The sequence below is a fragment of the Ekhidna sp. genome, from assembly GCF_965247405.1.
Taxonomy (GTDB): Bacteria; Bacteroidota; Bacteroidia; order Cytophagales; family Cyclobacteriaceae; genus Ekhidna.
This window is the reverse complement of record NZ_OZ252014.1, coordinates 1,910,075-1,924,753: the sequence shown is the minus strand read 5'-3', so window position 1 is coordinate 1,924,753 and position 14,679 is coordinate 1,910,075. Positions and strand designations below refer to the sequence as shown.

Sequence of the window (14,679 nt, the reverse complement as noted above, 5' to 3'; positions counted from 1 at the left end):
AGAACATGAAAAATTTAGTACTTATCATATTTCTTGCAGCCTCTACTAGCATTTGGGCGCAGGATTTCAACGAGCGTCTAGCCATACCGCTCAGCTCGCCGGACAAAAAAGGTAAGCTGGAAGTTTCACTAGTTAGGGGAGACATTATGGTGGAATCATATAATGGAAAAGAGGTGATCATTGAAGCCGAGGCGAGCACGGGATCAAAGGATGGCGATTGTGCCAGCTGTGACGATGACGATGATGGTGATAGAAGGTCCGCTCCTGCGGGAATGAAGCGGATCGCTTCAAGTCCAATTGAACTGAGTGCCTCTGAAAACAACAACCGCGTGGAGGTAGAAACCAATTCATGGAAAAAACCCATCAACCTGACCATTAGGGTGCCAGCAAACTTCGACCTGGAAGTATCTACTGTTCACGGACAGGTAGATGTAACGGGTGTGAGCGGAATACATGAGATCTCAGCTGTGCATGGTCCATTGACCTTAAAAGATATGAGCGGATCAATTGTTTCCAATACTGTCCATGGAGACATCATTGTCAACTTCCTCAAGGTGACACCTAATGAGCCCATGTCCTTTGTAACCCTTCATGGCAATGTAGATGTGACCTTTCCGGGTAACATCAAAGCGACAGCTAAGATGCGATCAGACAGAGGAGAGATTTACACCGATTATGATATGACAGTGGATCGTTCCAAACCCGAGGTAAAATCCGATGATGGTAAATACAAAGTTTCCATCAACTCATGGGTGTATGGCGACATCAATGGTGGCGGCCCGGAGTATACCTTTAAGAATATGCATGGAGATATCATTATTCGGAAGAAGTAATTAATATATCTCGAAGAAGATCCCCCTTTTAAACCGTCGTGGAACAGGGGGAGGGGAATGTTAGAAGCCACCCCTACCCCTCCTAGGAGGGGATTTGTTATTATCTTGCCTGGATGGATCCCATCGATCAGGTTACCTTAAACTTCAGTGAAGCCAATCTTTTCTATCTGAATCTGAGCCTAGGCTTCATCATGTTTGGTGTTGCGATCAACCTACGGGTCGACGATTTTATTCGGGTGATCAAAAACCCCCGTTCTGCTCTGGTGGGTATGGTATCACAATTCTTCATACTTCCGGCGTTAACTTTCCTATTAGTACTGATCATCCAGCCAAGACCCAGCTTTGCTTTAGGGATGATCCTGGTAGCGGCATGTCCCGGTGGAAATATCTCCAACTTCATGACAGCCATGGCCAAAGGAAACACCGCTCTTTCCGTGAGTCTGACAGCAGTATCCAGCACATTGGCAATTATTATGACTCCAGTCAACATTGCATTCTGGGGGAGTATGTATGGTCCCACTGCAACCATTCTGACAGAAGTGAGCCTCGATTTTTGGCAGCTACTTAGAACGATCACCGTGTTGTTGCTCATTCCGATTGTTTTAGGGATGGCTTTAAGAAAATGGAAGCCAGAAATAGCTGACAAGCTTCATCCGGTTATGCATTATAGCTCCATTGCCATTTTTGCCGGGATAGTGATCATGGCTTTTGGTGCCAATATCGACCTTTTCCTCTCCTACATTCATCTGGTGATATTATTGGTGCTCGCACACAATGCGGTAGCGTTATTGGCTGGGTATAATCTTGGAGCACTTTTCAATCTGGAGCAACAGGATCGCAGATCCATCGCCATAGAAACCGGCATCCAGAATTCCGGTCTGGGCTTGATACTCATATTTGGTTTTTTTGATGGACTAGGTGGAATGGCCATTGTAGCTGCCTGGTGGGGTATTTGGCATATCATTTCTGGTTTAGGATTGGCTTATGTTTGGAACAACAGACCGGTCATAAACCAATCAGCAGAATCAAATATTCAACCAGAAGTTTGAAAATTCACTCTTCGAGTGCTGATAGAATTAAGCTGAACACTAACCATTTGATCTCCTGATAATTGTGACTCATTTATTAAAACCCACTGTGTGGGTCAATAGCAAATTATTTCCTTATTTTTGCCGACCTTATTCAAAAGAGTATTAGATAATATGGCACTAATAGGCACACTGAGAAACAAGATGGGAAAGATCGTGGTGGGAGCTATCATGGTCACGATGGTTGCTTTCATCGGCACAGATTTGATTGGAAACGCTTCCTTCTTAGGTGGGGGAGAAAATCCTGATATCGGAGAGATTGCCGGAGAAACCATCTCCAACACTCAGTTCCAAAATAAAGTAGACGAGCTGTCTTACAACTTTGCTATTAATACGGGGAGAAACCCATTACAGCAAGAGACTGACCAAATAAGAAATCAGGCCTGGAATGCGCTGATTCTCGAAAAAGCGTATGAAAAACAATTCGAAGAGCTAGGTATTGTAGTTACCAATGCAGAATTGGTTGACATGGTGCAGGGGAGCAACATAAGCCCTCAGATCCAGCAGTTTTTCGCCGATCCTCAAACAGGTCAGTTTCAAAAAGAAAACGTAACTGCTTTTCTTGGCAGCCTTCAGCAGGCACCACCACAGCAGCGAAATTCCTGGATTTCTTTTGAGCAGTCGTTGGTTCCAAGCAGGAAGCTAGAGAAATACGCAAACCTATTTACCAAGACTAACTATGTAACCAGGTACGAAGCGAAAGATGAGTATGTGAGCCAAAATGCAAATGCAACCATTGACTACATGTACGTTTCATTCCTTAGCATGGCAGATTCAACAGTTAGTGTATCTGATAGTGAGCTGCAAGCTTACCTTGATGATCATGAGTCTGAATTTCAGCGAGAGGAAACGAGAAATATGGAGTATGTCATTTTTGATGTTGTGCCTTCTGGGGCAGATTCCTCCATCGTAGCTGATGAGGTTGCTGATTTGCAGCAGTCGCTGGCAGCCGCTACCAACGACTCTAGTTTTGTGAGTATCAATTCTGATGATCCTTACCCATTCATCACCTACACAGATGATAATCTGCCTGCAGTACTTCAGGATCAGGAAGAGGGTTTTGTTTCAGAGCCAGCAATCGTCAATGGAGCATATGAGTTTTACAAGCTTTCAAGAAAAGATGAGCCGGCACCTGATAGTGTGTTGTATCGTGTGGCTAAAATGAAGAAAGAATTTTTCGTTTCCGATGAGACCATCAATGAGGTTTACAGGCAGGCAGATCTTTTTGCTGCATCTGTAGGTAATGTTGGAGAATTCAGAAAACTGGCTGAAGAGCAGGGCTTAAATATCAGAACGGCTAACCGAATTGGGAAGAACGCTCAGCGAGTAGGCCAAATGATGGAGGCCAGAACCCTGGTCCTTTGGTTATATAATGACGCGTCTACTGGCGCGGTTTCTGACGTGAGGGAGGTGGGTGACCGATACATTGTAGCAGCGATGACTGCTGAGCAAGAAGAGGGAGTTGCCAATCTGGAAGAAGTTAGGAATCAGGTAGAGAGAAGAGTTCGTAACGAGAAGAAAGCGGAAGCAATCATCAGTAAGGTGAATGCTCTGGATGCAGGAGATATCGAATCAATGGCTTCTGGTTACGGAGAGGGAGCAAAGTCCGGGTCTGCTGATTTCCAGATGTTCTCAAATAGTATCACGGGTGTAGGTTATGCTCCAGAAGCCATCGGACTTTCTTTTGCACTGGATGAAGAGGAAATGACAAAAGCGTTTGGCATTCAGGATGGAGTGATTGTTGTTAAGCTTATTGCAAAAGATATTCCGGCCGATTTGGATGATTATTCTTCATTTGCATTGCAGGTATCTCGTCAGCGACTAGGGCAAAACGCAATGGTAGCGGACTTCCCGCTTTCATATTTCCGTTTGTTCGTGCCGAGAAAAATTGATGAGGCGATAAAAGAATTTGCAGAGATCGAAGATATGCGATACAAGTTTTTCTAAAGAAGAAATTTGAACATAAAGAAGCCATTCCGAACTTTATCGGGATGGCTTTTTTTATATTACTTATACTATGAGTTGGGACGAGAAAGCATTTCTGGAAAAGCTGGAGGGAGCACATCAGTTCCCTGACCACTACACCTTTAAGTTCATTGTAAAACCGGAGCATCAAGCCAAAGTGGAGGCGCTCCTGCCACAGGCAGATGTGAAACTCAAGCCTAGCTCAGGGAAAAAATATGTGAGTATCACGCTAAGCCAAAAGATGAACTCCAGTCAGGAGGTAGTAGAGGTGTATAAGCAAGCGCATACGATCGAAGGAATTATCGCACTATAAATGAAGAACTATGAGCTGGAAAGAAGAAGATAATAAACTGAAGAAAACATTCGAATTCAAAAATTTCGTTGAGGCCTTTGGCTTCATGAGTCAGGTTGCGATCATTGCAGAAAAGATGAATCATCATCCAAACTGGAGTAACGTATACAATACGGTCAGTTTCGAGCTCAATACGCATGATGCAGGGGATGTGGTGACGGAGAAAGACCATAAGCTGGCTGAGGCGATTGATGGGTTAATTTAAAACGTCTTTACCGAGGAGGTGCGACGAAGCAATCTTATGATTGGTTAGGGCCAGGTATCAATGAGATCGCTTCACTGCGTTCGCGATGACGGTTCTCATTTGGTTTTTGTTCGCCTGACGTTAATTGTTCAGTCTGTCCTCTGTGATCATTCTCTGTGTCCTCTGTGGTTAAATCTCTAAATTAGCTCCATGACCGTTGAACCCGGAAAGCTATACCTTGTCCCCACGCCCATTGGCAATCTCGCCGATATGACTTACCGGGCAGTAGAGGTCTTGAAAAATGTAGACCTGATTCTAGCAGAGGACACGCGCACATCCGGGGTACTGCTAAAGCATTATGATATTGGCACACCGGCCCAGAGTTTTCATACACACAACGAACACAAAAAAGTTGCGGAGGCAATTGAGCGACTAAAAAGTGGTCAGTCCATCGCCCAGATCTCAGATGCGGGCACACCCGGCATTTCCGATCCGGGGTTTTTATTGGTCAGAGAAGCTTTAGCTAATGAGATTCCGGTTGACTCATTACCTGGGGCAACCGCTTTCGTTCCTGCTCTTATCAAATCCGGATTTCCTTCCGAGCGATTTGTATTTGAAGGATTTCTCCCTCATAAGAAAGGACGTCAAACCCGCATCGAAGCGATGAAAGAGGAATCCAGAACGGCAATCTATTATGAGTCTCCGCATCGTTTACTAAAAACATTGCAGCAATTCAAAGATATTTTGGGGGAACGAAACGTTTCGGTTTCCAGAGAGTTAACAAAGAAATTTGAAGAGACCGTGACAGGGTCCATTGATGATGTGCTTACCTATTTCAGTACTAAATCAATCAAAGGAGAATTTGTCATCGTATTAGAAGGAGTGAAATGAACCTTGAAAGCATTACCGAAAAGGCGGCAGCTGTAGCTATGAAAACCGGAGGATTCATCCGGCAGGAGCGAGGACGATTTTCCTATGATGAAGTAGAATTTAAAGGGGATAGCGATCTGGTTTCCTATGTAGATACTGAATCTGAGAAACAAATTATTTCTGGTTTAGAAAAAATCCTTCCAGAAGCAGGCTTTATCACGGAAGAAGAAACCACTGCACAGAGCCAGAAAGAATTTACCTGGATCATCGATCCACTGGATGGAACCACCAATTTTGTGCACGGCATTCCCAACTACTGTGTGAGCATTGGCTTGATGCATGAAGAAAAGATTGTTGCGGGTGTGGTTTATGAAGTGGCCAATGATGAGTTTTTTACTGCGTGGAAAGATGGAGGTGCCTACCTGAATAAGCAACCAATAAAAGTATCAGATGCAAAGTTTTTTAGCGACACGGTACTGGCGACAGGCTTTCCTTATTATGAATTTGAACGCCTGGATGAATACCTCTTAATATTACATCAACTGATGGAGGGAACACAAGGGCTGAGACGAATGGGCAGTGCTGCTGCTGATATGGCTTATGTAGCCTGTGGTCGTTACGGTGGCTACTTCGAGTATAACCTCAACTCTTATGACATTGCCGGAGGAGTTATCCTGGTCCAGGAAGCAGGTGGAACGGTCACTGATTTCAAAGGTGGTGATGACTACATTTTTGGGCGGGAGATTGTAGCCGGAGGGGCAGTTCATCCTCAGCTATTACATGTAATCAAAAAATACTGGTAAAAAAATTTACTCCATTAAATTAGGAATCCTAACTAAATATATTACGTTTGCGTTTTAGTAAGGATTCCTAATTAAAATGACATGAAAAAAACACTCTTTATTCTCTTGATCGCAACCATGAGTTGTCAATTGTTTTCTCAAGGAGAAAATGAAGATCCGAACTTTAAAACTTCTGACGACCTGGTGATCACAAAGACCACTGGAACCTATGATGCTTTATTAGAGCATCTTGTACTTACAATTACGGTAAAAGGGCAGGCAGGAAAATCACTTCCTTCGAAGAACGGAGCGTTGGATGGCGCACCGGTGCTGGGTTATGTGTTTCCAACGAATCTGAAGTCAACTGATGTAGGTTTTAGTGAAACAGATGGGATAGTGGCCCTTGCACTCACTTCACATCCTGATTTTGACGATACACCGCTATGGGATGAGAACTTTGATCGGAACTATGCCAATGACGGGATCATCTGGCATCCTCACTGGGTGGTACTGACCGAAGACAAACGTGTAGCCGGTGGACTTGCAGTAAAGCAGTTTGATCCTGAAAAAGATGATGTGACTTTACCACCAACAAATCCGGGCATGCCCATGTATATGGACTCTCCCGGGTTTCATGTAATTACTCAGGGTAATCAGATCAAAGTAGTGATTCCTAAGTTCCGTGTAAGTGGAAAAACCAATTTCAACTTTGATGGTGTGGCTGCTTACATGCAGGTCAACACTTCAAAGGAGGATCTACCAATGCTGGGTGTTTATGCTGTTTACAGTGTGGCTTCCGGTGATTTGTCGTTACCTTATTCTGTGGAATAATGGAGCAATTGAAATTGGCATATTACTCTCCAATGAATGGGGAGTTCAGCTTGAAGGAGCTGAACTTCCTTTTCGTTTTTCAGGTCAATTGTCCGGGATGCTTTATCCATGGCATTCCAGTGGTGGACCAGCTGCATCAGGAATTCGGAAACCAGGTGTCTTTTCTAGGACTATCTACTGCTTTTGAGGATTTTGACCTCAACACAGAGGAGAATACCCGGCTGCTAATTGATAGTGGCGAGTTAATTGGAGAAACAAGAAAGGCATTTGAAAGTCAGGGAATATCGACTTATCCTATTGAACTTAACTTTCCGATTGCAATGGATCGCTTTGCTGATCACACATTTGATCTAGCGCAAGCTGTGGAAGACATCTGCAATACAAACCCGAACTTCAGTACCTGGCCAACATTCGATCAAGATACGCTTAGAAAGAAAATAATGGCTTACTTAAAAGAGCAGGTTTGTATACCTGTCACATTCACACTGAATCAAATGCGGGGAACACCTACCTTTATCGTATTCAACGAAAAAATGGATATTCTTCGTCATCATTTTGGACATCAATCAGTTCATTCTCTGAGATCAGAACTAAATGAACTTCTTTCTGTAAGTAATTAGGATTACTAACTTTGGCATATGACAAATTCTTTTGATCCAAAACAGCAGGAGAGTGATATCACCAGTAAATTGGTGGTTGGTTTGGAGCGACTATCCGAAGTGTTTCGGGTGTTGCTGTGGGAGCAATCAAAAATAACCGGATTAAGCCCCATTCAGATTCAGATTCTGATTTTTCTAAAAAACCATGATGAGCCACTTGCCAATGTGAGCCACTTGTCCAGCGAGTTCAACTTAAAAAAGCCGACAGTCAGCGATGCAATCAAAGTACTTTTCACAAAGGGACTTATAAAGAAAGAAACTGGAGTAGATGCCAGGGCATATACTATCCATCTGACGGATGATGGAAAACGGCTGGTTAAAGAGGTTCAGAGTTTTGCTGAACCCCTGCATAGTCACTTGGATGAACTCTCTGCTTCAGACAAACAATCGTTTCATAAATCGCTCACCCAGTTGATATTTCGGCTGAATCAAGCTGGAATCATTCAGGTGCAACGCACCTGTTTTGGATGTCGGTTTTACGAAAAAAATGAGGAAAGTCACTACTGTAATTTGTTGGAGAGGACCCTGGAGGATAAAGACCTAAGATTGGATTGTCAGGAGTTTGAGGCTGAGATGGCCTGAAAATTGGTAGGATTATTGTAGATTAAATAGTACAATCTACAATTATGAAAACACTCACTATTCTCATTATTTTCTTGATGGCGGCATGTGGCGGCAATGAAGGATCAAACTCGGTCATGGCTGATATGGAAGCAGCTCCTATGATGGAGATGTCAGAATCTGATGCTGGAAGTTCAAGCCTACGAAAAGTTTCCGATCAATCACAAAATGACCCTGAAATTCAAAAGAAAGTCATTAAAACCGGTGGACTTTCCTATCGTGTAGAAAATACTAAAGATGAGTATCAAAGACTGTCGAGTTTGCTCAATCAATATGAGGCTTACATTTCTTCAGAAAATGAAAACAAAGGATACGATCGGATCAATTACAATGTGAGCATCAAGGTTCCTCCTCAGAATTTTGATGCACTCATTAAGGCTGTAACAGAGGGCAAAAAGCTGGACAACCGATGGGTGAATACCGATGATGTAACTAGTAGGTATTATGATTTGCAATCGCGTATTGAAAATAAAAAGAAATTAGAGGAGCGATATCAGGAAATCCTGAAGCAAGCCAATAAGATCAGCGATATTCTGGAGGTGGAGCGGAATCTGAATCAGGTTCGCTCAGAGATCGAATCACTTCAGGGCCAGTTCAAATTACTTAATCATCAGGTCAACTACAGCACACTGGATATTTCCTTTTACGAGATTGTGCCTTATGAACTGGAACAGGAGCAGCGTCCGGGTTTTGGCACTCGCGTACTCAATTCCCTTTCTGCAGGCTGGCAGGGGTTTCAGACTTTCTTAGTTTACCTATTAGCTCTCTGGCCATTTGGCTTGCTTTCACTTGGCGTTGTTTGGGTGGTAAGGAAGGTGAGAGCTCGCAAAAAATCAGAATAATTCATGTGTCCCCTTGAGGGGACTATAGGGGTGATTACTTTTACAAGAAAAGTAACAATGAAACCCAACATTCGCGTCGGTTACGGATATGATGTTCACGCCCTTGCTGAGGGCGTTGACTTTTGGATCGGTGGCATCAAAGTGCCCCACACTCATGGAGCCTATGGCCATTCCGATGCGGATGTATTGATTCATGTAATCTGTGATGCTTTGCTTGGAGCCGCCAACATACGGGATATTGGTTTTCACTTCTCGGATAAGGATCCAAAATTCAAGGGGATCGATAGCAAAATCTTACTCAAGGAAGTTATCAGAATCATTGGTGAGAAGGGATATAAAGTTGGGAATGTAGACTCAACGGTATGCCTGGAGATGCCTAAACTCAACCCTCATATTCCAGAGATGAAAAAGACCTTGGCGTCAGTGATGGAAATTGAGGAGGAAGACATTTCAATTAAAGCTACCACCACCGAAAAACTAGGTTTCGTAGGAAAAGAAGAAGGAGTGGCTGCACATGCTACGGTGTTGATTTATAAAGACTAAATTTCCCCCTTTGGAGGGGGTCAGGGGGAGGACAAATGCCTTTTAAATTAATAACACTACTTTTTGTACTGACTCATTCAATAGTCGCTTTTTCTCAGGAGAGTAAGAAGTATTATTACTTGATCAATCATGATTCATCAGAAAGCCAGCTTGTTTTAAAAGGAAGAATACTGGACCAAGATCATCAGGGAATCCCTTTTGTCAATATTGGAATCAGAGGTACATTGCACGGAACTGCAGCCGATGATGAGGGATATTTTATCCTTAAGCTTCCTCAAAACCTCGAGAATGAGATGGTGACCATTTCCTGTGTGGGTTTCCAATCGTTGACTCTACCTGTGACAGAGCTGCAAAGAAAATACCAGTTTGTGCTGGATGATGACATTTCTCAATTGATGGATATTGAGATTATGTCTGAGCGTATTACAGCTCGTGATGTAATAAAAGAAGTCATCAAGCGTATTCCAGAGAACTATTTACAAGAACCATACACACAGTTTAAGCATTTTAAGATAAAACTTAAGGGACGGGATAGTGATTTCGTCCTGTATGAAAAAATATCAGAGGAATATGATGAGGATGGCTATAAAAGCACTCCTATGTACGGATTAGGTAAAATTGAAAGCTTTGGAATTATACATCAGGCCAGGATTGGCCGTATGGATTCAACGGGAAAAGCGTCAGAATTTAAAAATGTAAGTACTGATATCCCTACCCATACAGCATGGGCAGATGCCGTTAATATCAGATTCAATAATTTCTTATCAAGAAGCAAACAAAGCAAGTACGACTTTCAATTTAATGAAAGAGGCATAAATAGTCCCGACACTATCTACATAGACTTTAAAATCGATAATCCTAATCACAGAAATACTACAGCATTAAACCCACTGAAGTTTTCTGGTTCAATGCTGATTGATGCCAAAACCTATGCAGTTCTTGAAATTCATTCATTGGCAACTCTAGATAAGGAAAAAATGCAGCGTTCTAAAACCTACAAATCATATGTAAATAATGAACTAGTATGGTGGGAGAGGGAGATTGTTAAGTACAAAAAAATAGACGGACAATATTATTTTAGCTCTTTCCAACGACTATCCAATTGGGACTTGGATAGTAATGGATATGTTGAAGTTATTGGACTTGGGATTAAAAAAGGGATCCGTGAAGGAGAATCAAACAAGAGGTCTTTGACAGAATATGAGCTGGAAAAATGGAATGCTTTAATCAGTTCAACCCAATGAGCATTAAAATAATCACCACCGAAGACGGCTCTCACAGCCTTTATGATGAAGAGCTAAATGAGACCTATCACTCCACACGAGGAGCTAGAGGAGAATCAATGCATGTTTTTATACAGGAAGGGTTGGAACATTGGCTTAAGCAGAATGAGGCTAAAGAGGTCAAGGCCTTAGAGGTAGGTCTTGGTACTGGCCTAAATGCTTTTCTTACAGCCTTGTTTGCTGAAAAACACAATCAAAAAATACATTTTACATCATTAGAGCCCTTTCCAGTGGTACATGAGATCTATGAGAACTTAAACTACCACCAGACAGCAAAAGAGAAGGAGCTTTTAATGAGCATCCATGAAGCTGAATGGGAAAAAGAATTTGATCTTTCACAAAACTTTCAGCTATATAAATCAACTGCCAGACTTGAACACTTTTCAACCTCTAAACTTTACAACCTCATCTTTTTTGATGCCTTTGCCCCTAGCAAGCAACCGGAAGTCTGGTCCCTAGAGAATCTAAAAAAATGCTTTTCCTTACTAGAAAAAGGAGGAGTTTTAACTACATACTGCGCCCAAGGCCAATTCAAACGAAACCTTGCTGAAGCTGGATTTGAAGTAGAAACACTTCAGGGAGCCATGGGCAAGAAGGAGATGGTAAGAGCGGTTAAGCCCTAGCGCCATTTAATCATGTTTTCTACCAGATTCTGAACAAACTCAGACGAACCGATCGGAAATCGGAGCAATCTTAGTAATACAGTCAACAATCCTATGATGGTTGCCGGGTGCCTGATCCTTCCAAATTTCGAAGCAAATAAGAGCAACAGCGGAACGAATATGAGCTCTGCACTAAGCCCAACAAAAAATGGCTTGATATGCTCAATAGGAACCAGAGACCGCCATAAGACAATCATACCTCTTCCTAATCCTGGCATCATTAGGTAAAACACACTGCAAATCATCCACCAGGCATGTTCTTGTAGGTCTTTTCTATTAATGATTGCTTTTACGACAGCCAAGCCGAAGAGTAGACCAAGAATGAATTCAATAACGAGGGTTCCGTAGAATAACTGTGGAGGTGGCCCGGGCTGATCTGGTGATAAATTCGAAATAATCCGAAGTGGGACATCAAGCAAACTAAGACTGGTAAAAAGCACCCCTCCCGCAATTGATAACCCTAGCATCCCAACCACGCGATGCTTTTCGATGCTTTTAATGGATATCAAATAAGGTTGGATAATCACAAGAATAAACCAAAGTGTGACTAACCAATAGTGAATGTGAAACTCCCATGTAGTTGTAGTGAACTTTGGCCAATAGAATCGAAAAATTCCAAGTTGGATTAATAATAGAGGTATTATCATCCAAAGATGAAGGCTCTTGAATTTTTGCATGTTAGATTAGGTTATACCTAATCAATTTAGTCCTTCCTGAGATAAATCTAATTATTAATCCTCCAGCTTTTTCAAGAGGTACTCCGCATGCCCTTTTAAGTTGGCAATCCTATCCCGACTACTGTCAAATAGCATTCTAGTTGCAAGCACCAAAGCTTCAATATCTTTAATCTCTTTCGAATCCTTTTGAATAAGCCATGGATATCTGCTGGTATCTATGGATTCGTCTGCCCACAACCTTCGTTGAATCACCCAATAGTCATTGTATTCAGGACCGATCACCTTTGATCGTAACTGTTGATTATCTCGCTCAATGTAAGTGCTCCATTTCTTTACATCCCGATAATAGTTGATGATGCTAGATCTTAGCTTTGCATCATCCATAGAATACAATCTTCCGGTATTCAACATCTCATCGTAGGTCGTGAAGTTTGACTCTACCAGGAAAAAATTAATCAGGTGTACAGATATCATAGACAGCCGATTTTCCTTATTTGAAAGATCCTTAAATAAGGAAAGTACTGAATCACATCTTTTCACACGATCCTCCAGCCGATAGTCCAGGTAGGCAAAACGTGCAGTATCACTTTTGACATCCTCAATCAAGCGCTCTATGGTCAGCTTTTGAACATTTTCTTCAAGGCTGTTTTGATTCCAATTATTAAGAAGAAAGGCACCAAGAATACCGATGGTGATCACAAGAATCTCTAGAAAATATTCAGCCCATTTTTGCTTGAATGTGGAAAAAAGTTTCTTCATTGTTAATGAGTGCTTTTCTTAAAAATAGCAAAACTCGTTAAACAACACTTTAATTAAACGACTGACGGAATTCCAGTGGGGATACCTTTGTTTTGCTTTTAAACAAACGACTAAATGATTGGGAGTGCTCAAAACCCAAACTAAATGCAATCTGACTCACAGACAGGCTGGTTGTTGATAGCTTCTCTTTGGCTTTCTCAATTAGCTTTTCATGTATATGCTGTTGTGTGTTTTGACCGGAATGCACTTTTAATACACTACTTAAATAATTCGGTGAGACACTTAAATCAGTTGCAATATCATGTACGGTCGGAAGGCCTAAACTTGCCAGGTTGTCTTTTTTGAAATAGTCATTGAGCCAATCTTCCAGTCTTGTGAGAAGTTCATGACTGGAAATTTTCCGTGTGATAAACTGTCGCTGATAATACCGCTCAGAATAATTGAGGAGCAGCTCAATCTGTGAGATGATGATGTTTTGACTAAACTGATCAATATTGGCATGATATTCATCATCAATGTTTTTCATGATCTGCAGCATGGATTGCTCCTCCTTATCGGACAAGAACAATGCTTCATTCACTTGATACCCAAAAAACTCATATTCTCGAATCTTTTTAGCCAAAGGGGTATTCCATAAGAAGTCAGGATGAATAAATAATAACCAACCCGTTGGTCTTTCACCTTCCGGGTAGGTGGTTCTCACCGTAATCACCTGTCCAGGCGAAACGAAAGACATGATTCCTTCATCAAAGTCGTAAGGTTGCTGACCATAATGCATTTTGCCGTGCACGCCTCGTTTCATGGCTATGGAATAATATGGAGACACCATGGTAATTTCTTCATCATCGGTATCATATTGCACTTTCGAATAATCTACCAGGCTGACCAGCGGGTGCTCCGGCTTGGGAAGCCCCGCCAGTCGATGATAATCACTTATGGATTTATTTTTAAACATGGCCTATATCAACGTTCCTCCTGATGCTTCAATACGTTGAGCAGTGATCCAATGTGCGTCATGCGAGCACAGGAATGCAACAATGCTTCCGATATCTTCTGCTTCTCCTACTCTTCCTAGCGCTGTGACATTTGCAATGGCACTTTTTCTTTCTCCATCTCTGTTTGCCCCTCCGGCAAAATCAGTAGCTACTGCACCGGGAGCGACCACATTGGCTTTAATCTGTCTGGATCCTAGCTCTTTAGCAAGATAGCGAGTATACACCTCAATTGCTCCCTTCATTGAAGCATAAGCAGAAAAGCCGGGAAAGCTAAAGCGTGCAAGTCCGGATGAAATATTAACGATTCCCCCACCGTCGTTAAGGAGCGGTAGCGCCTTTTGCGTAAGAAAATACACGCCTTTGAAATGAATATTTAGCATATCATCAAACTGATCTTCTGTGGTTTCCTCTACTGTGCCGTATAGCCCTGTGCCCGCGTTATTAACTAAATAATCAAAGTGGTTGCTATCAAATTTAGATTTAAGTGCTGAAGAGAGTTCCTTGTAGAATTGATCGAACCCTTTGGTGTCACTTGTGTCTAATTGCAATGCGTGTACACTACTTCCGGTTTTTTCTATTTCATCGAGTACTTCATCAGCTGCCCCCTTATTACTGTGGTAAGTGAATACTACATCCAATCCTTTTTTGGCAATGTTGATGGCCATGTCCCGGCCCAGTCCCCGACTGCCTCCGGTTACTAATGCTATTTTTCGTTTTGTCATGATTCGTTATT

18 protein-coding genes are annotated in these 14,679 nt (G+C 42.2%); 14 read left to right on the top strand and 4 right to left on the bottom strand.

The annotated features are described in order from the left end of the window. Positions 1–5: 5 nt before the first annotated feature. From ACP14Y_RS08630 to mnmD, 14 genes are all read left to right on the top strand, one after another. Positions 6–833, top strand: a complete 828-nt coding sequence (locus ACP14Y_RS08630) for a DUF4097 family beta strand repeat-containing protein (RefSeq protein WP_424962558.1) — start codon at positions 6–8, stop codon at positions 831–833. Between the two features lie 113 nt (positions 834–946). Further along, positions 947–1,882 carry a bile acid:sodium symporter family protein gene (locus ACP14Y_RS08625; RefSeq protein WP_424962557.1) on the top strand — a complete coding sequence of 312 codons (936 nt, stop codon included), beginning with the start codon at positions 947–949 and terminating at the stop codon, positions 1,880–1,882. A 153-nt stretch (positions 1,883–2,035) separates the two neighbouring features. Continuing rightward, positions 2,036–3,868 (top strand): peptidylprolyl isomerase, encoded by a 1,833-nt coding sequence (locus ACP14Y_RS08620; RefSeq protein WP_424962556.1) that lies wholly within the window; start codon positions 2,036–2,038, stop codon positions 3,866–3,868. Between the two features lie 70 nt (positions 3,869–3,938). Beyond that, complete coding sequence (locus ACP14Y_RS08615; protein WP_424962555.1) at positions 3,939–4,199, top strand: DUF493 family protein; 261 nt, start codon at positions 3,939–3,941, stop codon at positions 4,197–4,199. Between the two features lie 10 nt (positions 4,200–4,209). Further along, the gene (locus tag ACP14Y_RS08610) at positions 4,210–4,443 is read left to right on the top strand and encodes a 4a-hydroxytetrahydrobiopterin dehydratase (RefSeq protein ID WP_424962554.1); all 234 of its coding nucleotides are present in this window, start codon (positions 4,210–4,212) and stop codon (positions 4,441–4,443) included. A gap of 189 nt (positions 4,444–4,632) precedes the next feature. Continuing rightward, positions 4,633–5,313 carry a 16S rRNA (cytidine(1402)-2'-O)-methyltransferase gene (gene rsmI, locus ACP14Y_RS08605; RefSeq protein WP_424962553.1) on the top strand — a complete coding sequence of 227 codons (681 nt, stop codon included), beginning with the start codon at positions 4,633–4,635 and terminating at the stop codon, positions 5,311–5,313. Beyond that, complete coding sequence (locus ACP14Y_RS08600) at positions 5,310–6,095, top strand: inositol monophosphatase family protein (protein WP_424962552.1); 786 nt, start codon at positions 5,310–5,312, stop codon at positions 6,093–6,095. Before rsmI ends, ACP14Y_RS08600 begins: the two co-directional genes overlap by 4 nt. Before the next feature lie 81 nt (positions 6,096–6,176). Continuing rightward, complete coding sequence (locus tag ACP14Y_RS08595; RefSeq protein WP_424962551.1) at positions 6,177–6,905, top strand: hypothetical protein; 729 nt, start codon at positions 6,177–6,179, stop codon at positions 6,903–6,905. After that, on the top strand, positions 6,905–7,525 hold the full coding sequence (locus ACP14Y_RS08590) for a hypothetical protein (RefSeq protein WP_424962550.1): 621 nt from the start codon (positions 6,905–6,907) through the stop codon (positions 7,523–7,525). Before ACP14Y_RS08595 ends, ACP14Y_RS08590 begins: the two co-directional genes overlap by 1 nt. Positions 7,526–7,543: 18 nt before the next feature. Continuing rightward, positions 7,544–8,146, top strand: a complete 603-nt coding sequence (locus tag ACP14Y_RS08585) for a MarR family winged helix-turn-helix transcriptional regulator (protein ID WP_424962549.1) — start codon at positions 7,544–7,546, stop codon at positions 8,144–8,146. A 44-nt stretch (positions 8,147–8,190) separates the two neighbouring features. Beyond that, complete coding sequence (locus tag ACP14Y_RS08580) at positions 8,191–9,027, top strand: DUF4349 domain-containing protein (protein ID WP_424962548.1); 837 nt, start codon at positions 8,191–8,193, stop codon at positions 9,025–9,027. A 57-nt stretch (positions 9,028–9,084) separates the two neighbouring features. Then, positions 9,085–9,570 (top strand): 2-C-methyl-D-erythritol 2,4-cyclodiphosphate synthase, encoded by a 486-nt coding sequence (gene ispF, locus ACP14Y_RS08575; RefSeq protein ID WP_424962547.1) that lies wholly within the window; start codon positions 9,085–9,087, stop codon positions 9,568–9,570. 35 nt (positions 9,571–9,605) lie between these two features. Continuing rightward, the gene (locus tag ACP14Y_RS08570) at positions 9,606–10,814 is read left to right on the top strand and encodes a carboxypeptidase-like regulatory domain-containing protein (protein ID WP_424962546.1); all 1,209 of its coding nucleotides are present in this window, start codon (positions 9,606–9,608) and stop codon (positions 10,812–10,814) included. Next, positions 10,811–11,476, top strand: a complete 666-nt coding sequence (gene mnmD / locus ACP14Y_RS08565; protein ID WP_424962545.1) for a tRNA (5-methylaminomethyl-2-thiouridine)(34)-methyltransferase MnmD — start codon at positions 10,811–10,813, stop codon at positions 11,474–11,476. Before ACP14Y_RS08570 ends, mnmD begins: the two co-directional genes overlap by 4 nt. Here the strand turns inward: mnmD and ACP14Y_RS08560 are convergent. From ACP14Y_RS08560 to ACP14Y_RS08545, 4 genes are read right to left on the bottom strand one after another with little or no spacing between them, the layout of a single operon-like run. Next, positions 11,473–12,192 (bottom strand): hypothetical protein, encoded by a 720-nt coding sequence (locus tag ACP14Y_RS08560; RefSeq protein ID WP_424962544.1) that lies wholly within the window; start codon positions 12,190–12,192, stop codon positions 11,473–11,475. The genes mnmD and ACP14Y_RS08560 overlap by 4 nt on opposite strands. A gap of 54 nt (positions 12,193–12,246) precedes the next feature. Then, positions 12,247–12,951: a DUF6090 family protein gene (locus tag ACP14Y_RS08555; protein WP_424962543.1), complete on the bottom strand. Its 705-nt coding sequence runs from the start codon at positions 12,949–12,951 to the stop codon at positions 12,247–12,249. A 49-nt stretch (positions 12,952–13,000) separates the two neighbouring features. Then, on the bottom strand, positions 13,001–13,906 hold the full coding sequence (locus tag ACP14Y_RS08550; RefSeq protein ID WP_424962542.1) for a helix-turn-helix domain-containing protein: 906 nt from the start codon (positions 13,904–13,906) through the stop codon (positions 13,001–13,003). Positions 13,907–13,909: 3 nt separating this feature from the next. Beyond that, positions 13,910–14,668: an SDR family oxidoreductase gene (locus ACP14Y_RS08545; protein WP_424962541.1), complete on the bottom strand. Its 759-nt coding sequence runs from the start codon at positions 14,666–14,668 to the stop codon at positions 13,910–13,912. Positions 14,669–14,679 lie beyond the last annotated feature (11 nt).

What these genes read in the sequence shown, in the direction of transcription:
- ACP14Y_RS08630 (WP_424962558.1), top strand. Translation starts at nt 6, where the DNA reads ATGAAAAATTTAGTACTTATCATATTTCTTGCAGCCTCTACTAGCATT.
- ACP14Y_RS08555 (WP_424962543.1), bottom strand. Translation starts at nt 12,951, where the DNA reads ATGAAGAAACTTTTTTCCACATTCAAGCAAAAATGGGCTGAATATTTT.
- ACP14Y_RS08560 (WP_424962544.1), bottom strand. Translation starts at nt 12,192, where the DNA reads ATGCAAAAATTCAAGAGCCTTCATCTTTGGATGATAATACCTCTATTA.
- ACP14Y_RS08610 (WP_424962554.1), top strand. Translation starts at nt 4,210, where the DNA reads ATGAGCTGGAAAGAAGAAGATAATAAACTGAAGAAAACATTCGAATTC.
- ACP14Y_RS08545 (WP_424962541.1), bottom strand. Translation starts at nt 14,668, where the DNA reads ATGACAAAACGAAAAATAGCATTAGTAACCGGAGGCAGTCGGGGACTG.
- ACP14Y_RS08595 (WP_424962551.1), top strand. Translation starts at nt 6,177, where the DNA reads ATGAAAAAAACACTCTTTATTCTCTTGATCGCAACCATGAGTTGTCAA.
- rsmI (WP_424962553.1), top strand. Translation starts at nt 4,633, where the DNA reads ATGACCGTTGAACCCGGAAAGCTATACCTTGTCCCCACGCCCATTGGC.
- ACP14Y_RS08625 (WP_424962557.1), top strand. Translation starts at nt 947, where the DNA reads ATGGATCCCATCGATCAGGTTACCTTAAACTTCAGTGAAGCCAATCTT.
- ACP14Y_RS08550 (WP_424962542.1), bottom strand. Translation starts at nt 13,906, where the DNA reads ATGTTTAAAAATAAATCCATAAGTGATTATCATCGACTGGCGGGGCTT.
- ACP14Y_RS08570 (WP_424962546.1), top strand. Translation starts at nt 9,606, where the DNA reads ATGCCTTTTAAATTAATAACACTACTTTTTGTACTGACTCATTCAATA.
- ACP14Y_RS08590 (WP_424962550.1), top strand. Translation starts at nt 6,905, where the DNA reads ATGGAGCAATTGAAATTGGCATATTACTCTCCAATGAATGGGGAGTTC.
- ACP14Y_RS08620 (WP_424962556.1), top strand. Translation starts at nt 2,036, where the DNA reads ATGGCACTAATAGGCACACTGAGAAACAAGATGGGAAAGATCGTGGTG.
- ACP14Y_RS08580 (WP_424962548.1), top strand. Translation starts at nt 8,191, where the DNA reads ATGAAAACACTCACTATTCTCATTATTTTCTTGATGGCGGCATGTGGC.
- ACP14Y_RS08615 (WP_424962555.1), top strand. Translation starts at nt 3,939, where the DNA reads ATGAGTTGGGACGAGAAAGCATTTCTGGAAAAGCTGGAGGGAGCACAT.
- mnmD (WP_424962545.1), top strand. Translation starts at nt 10,811, where the DNA reads ATGAGCATTAAAATAATCACCACCGAAGACGGCTCTCACAGCCTTTAT.
- ACP14Y_RS08600 (WP_424962552.1), top strand. Translation starts at nt 5,310, where the DNA reads ATGAACCTTGAAAGCATTACCGAAAAGGCGGCAGCTGTAGCTATGAAA.
- ispF (WP_424962547.1), top strand. Translation starts at nt 9,085, where the DNA reads ATGAAACCCAACATTCGCGTCGGTTACGGATATGATGTTCACGCCCTT.
- ACP14Y_RS08585 (WP_424962549.1), top strand. Translation starts at nt 7,544, where the DNA reads ATGACAAATTCTTTTGATCCAAAACAGCAGGAGAGTGATATCACCAGT.